This window comes from Tahibacter caeni (assembly GCF_024609805.1).
In the GTDB taxonomy this organism is placed as follows: domain Bacteria; phylum Pseudomonadota; class Gammaproteobacteria; order Xanthomonadales; family Rhodanobacteraceae; genus Tahibacter; species Tahibacter caeni.
In genome coordinates this window covers 1-3,462 of record NZ_JANFVR010000421.1, presented here as the reverse complement: position 1 = coordinate 3,462, position 3,462 = coordinate 1, and the positions used below count along the sequence as shown (strand labels likewise).

The following is a 3,462-nucleotide window of genomic DNA, read 5'->3' as shown; positions in this document are numbered from 1 at the left end:
ACGAGCGCGGCGCCGGGCGCGGTCGCCGCGCGTTGCGGCAGCATGGCCGGCGGGAACAGCGGGTTCGGGAACGCGAAGCCCGGCGCGCCCGCCGGCGCGGCGTTGCCGGCGTCGCGCAGCGGGCTCGCCGCGGCCGGACGCAGGTCGTAGCCGGCCGCGTCGACGAAGCCTGGGCTCGTGCCGCTCAGGGTGCCGCTCCACTCGCCGGCAGCGGGCACGAAGGTCGCGGTGCTTTCGATCCAGTTGTTGCTGCCGCGGATCTGGCGGCCGTCGGTCCAGGTCAGCTCGCCGTCGACCGCGCGGATGATGCGCGGCACGCCGCCGGCCGTGACGTCGATGACGTTGTTGTGCATTTCCACCGACTGCATTTCCTGGAAGATGCGGAACACCGTCGTGTCCTGGCCCGAGGTCAGCAGGAACGTGTTGTTGACGAAGCGCGCGCGGCCCTTGCTGACGCCGGTGCCGTCGCCGCCGATGCGCACGACCGCGCCGAACGCCGCGTTGCTGTGCACGATCACGTTGCCGACGACGTCCTGGTCCTCGCGCACGAGGTCGCGGCTCCAGCCGTCCTGCTGCGTGTTCTCGTCGGGGCCGATGAGTTCGAGCTCGTGATAGGCCGCGCCCTGGAACCAGTTGTAGTGGATCTCGGCGCGCTCGTGGCGGCACTTGAGCAGGTTGCCGCCGTTGCCGTCGTGCACGTAGTTGTAGCGCATGCGGAACACCGACCCGGGCCAGGCGATCTCGTCGCTCTGGATGTACAGCGGATGCTGCGACGTGCCGGCGCCGGCGTCGTAGATCTCGGAATATTCCAGGGTGAACGAGCCGGAGAACTGGTCGGTGCCGAGAATGCCGTGGCCGGCGCAGCCGTGGATCGCGCTGTCGCGCACGGTCACCTCGTGGGCGCCCTGCAGGATGCATCGCGAGCTGCCGCCGCTGACGTCGAAGCCCTCGAACACGAGGTAGTTGGACTGGCGGAATTCGACGGTGTTCGTGCCGCCGGCGATGCGCGGGCGCTGGCCGCCGACGCGGATGCCGCGGATCACGACCGGATTGCCGGGGCTGCCGCCGTCGGCGGACGGCACTACGACGCCGCCGGCGTAGGTGACGTTGCCGTCGACTTCGACGACGTCGCCGCCGCCGAGATCCTGGGCGGCGAACAGCTGGTTCAGGCTGGTATAGGTGCGTGCGGGACCGACCTGGTAAGTCGCGGCGCCGGCGTTCGCGGTCAGCAGCACGAGCAGCAGCAGGGACGTACGTGGCATGGGTGCTCCGAGCAGGGATGGCGAGGGTCGGGCGGCGCAGGCTGCGTCGGCGCGGCGCCGCTTACCGTGAAACCCGTGGCGAAGCGCGAACCGAACGGCGCCAGTGGTCGGATGCGCCGGACGGCCGGGCGGCTGGCGAATCCTGCACCGGTGCCGCCGCGGTGCATGCAGTACGCTCGGTCGATTCCTTGTTACGGAAGCCCCGCGATGACCCTGTCCGAACTCATCCGTTCCGTCGTGCGCGACGGCCCGCGCGTGCAGCTCGCCGTCGGCGACGACTGGCTGCAGGGGCGCAGCCTGTTCGGCGGCCTGCAGGCGGCGGTCGCCGTCGCCGCGATGCGCAGCCAGGTGCCGGCCGGGCTGCCGCTGCGCACCCTGCAGATGACCTTCGTCGCGCCGGTGCCGGCCGGCGAGGTCCGCGCGGTCGCGCAGCTGCTGCGCAGCGGCAAGAGCGCCGTGCACGTGCAGGCGCGGATCGAGGACGAAACCGGCGGCCTGCTCGCGCTCGTGATCGGCGTGTTCGGCACGGGCCGCGAATCGCGCGTGCGGCGCGAACCCGTGCTGGCCGCCGCGGCGACGGGCAACGCGACGCCGCTGCCGTTCATGCCCGGCATCACGCCGAACTTCATGCAGCATTTCCGCGTGAACCTGCGCGACGGCGCGCTGCCGTTCGCCGGCAAGCCGGTCACGACGAACCGCTTCGAGGTCGGCCTGCACGAACCGGCTGCGACGAGCGAATGGCACCTGCTCGCGATCGCCGACTTCGTGCCGCCGGTCGCGCTGTCGTGGATGGACGCCGTGGTGCCCGGCAGCTCGCTGACCTGGATGCTCGAGATCCTCGTCGACGACTACGAGACGCAGCCGGCCGACGGCTGGCGCGTCGACGCCGAGCTCGTCGCCGCGAGCGACGGCTACACCAGCCAGTCGACCTGGATCGTCGCGCCCGATGGCCGCCCGGTCGCATTGAGCCGGCAGAGCATGGTCGTGTTTGCCTGAGCCGCAGGCGCGCGCCGCGGATCGGTCACGCCGCCGTCGTTCATTGCGGGCTGTCGTGCGACGTGGCGCTCACGGCGCCGGCGAATGCGCGCCGATGCCGGCCTGTCCGCCCGGATGCCAGAGCTCATGCGCGTCTACGCGCACGAGTAGCGCCGCATGCAGCGCGTCCACGCGCGCAAGCGCCTCGGCCAGGCGGGCCTGGCGCAAACTGCGCTGGGTCAGCAGATATTCGGCGAGCGGCGTTTCGCCGAGCTCCCAGGCGCGGCGCAGCCGGGTGCTCGCCGTTTCCTGCGCGCTCAGCGCGCGCTGCTGCGACTGCCATTGCGTGCGCCGGCTGTCGGCGGCCTGCACGGCCAGCCAGGCGGCCTGTTCCACGAGACGGCGCACGCCCTGAGCCTCGGCTTCGGCGGCGGCCGCGTTCGCGGTCTCGGCGTCGGCGCGCGCGCTGCGATACCCGGTGCCGAGCGGCACCGACAGCACGAGGCCGACCGTGCGCTCGGCGCCGCCGCGTTCGGACAGCAGGCGCAGGCCGACGCGGGGATCGGGCCTGCGCTCGGCGCGCAGGCGCGCGGCCTGCAGGGACATGCGCTGCGATTCGCCGTCGGCCAGGCCGATCTCCGCGCTTTCGCCGACGATGCGTTCGCGCCAGGCCGGCGATCCGCCGGGCAGCGGCTGCGGATCCGGCAGCGCCGGCGGCTGCGGCGGCACGGCGATGCGCGGGAATTCGATCGCGAGCGTCTGCCGCGCGGCTTCGGCCGCATCGCGTGCGGCCACCGCCTGCGCGGCGAGCAGCGCCTGTTCGGCGTCGAGCAGATCGAGCTCGCGCTGTGCCGCGTCGCCGACGGCCACGCGGCGCGCGAGCGCGTCCCGCTCCTGCCGCAGCAAAGCCGCCTGCGCGGCCGATTCCGTCGCCGCGGCCGCGCTGCGCAGCCAGCCCATCCACAGTTCGAGCAGACGCCGCGCAGCCTGATGTTCGGCGTCGGTGCGGCGCAGGTCGGCCACGCCGAGCAGGCTGTCGCCGATCTGCCGGTCCAGCGCGGCCTTGCCCGGCAGGCGGATCGCGCGGCTGATCTGCAGATCCCATTCGGCGAAGTCACGGCCCTCTTCGATCGCGCGGCGTCGCTGCGTACCGATGCTGGCTTCGAATTCGTGCGCGCCGACGGCCAGCGCGCGTCGCGACGCGCCGGCCGCGTCGACGCGCGCC

At 72.9% G+C, this 3,462-nt stretch carries 3 protein-coding genes; 1 reads left to right on the top strand and 2 read right to left on the bottom strand.

The window, feature by feature from the left end; translation table 11 throughout:
* Positions 1-1,262: hypothetical protein (locus tag NON22_RS21925; RefSeq protein WP_257389130.1), on the bottom strand; the 1,262-nt coding region annotated here is incomplete at its 3' end.
* A gap of 207 nt (positions 1,263-1,469) precedes the next feature.
* Between NON22_RS21925 and NON22_RS21920 the strand changes: the two genes are divergently transcribed.
* A complete protein-coding gene (locus NON22_RS21920) occupies positions 1,470-2,258 on the top strand; it encodes an acyl-CoA thioesterase (RefSeq protein WP_257389129.1) in 789 nt (262 codons plus the stop codon).
* A gap of 69 nt (positions 2,259-2,327) precedes the next feature.
* Here the strand turns inward: NON22_RS21920 and NON22_RS21915 are convergent.
* Positions 2,328-3,462, bottom strand: a 1,135-nt coding sequence (locus NON22_RS21915) for a TolC family protein (protein ID WP_257389128.1), incomplete at its 5' end; no start/stop codon positions are given.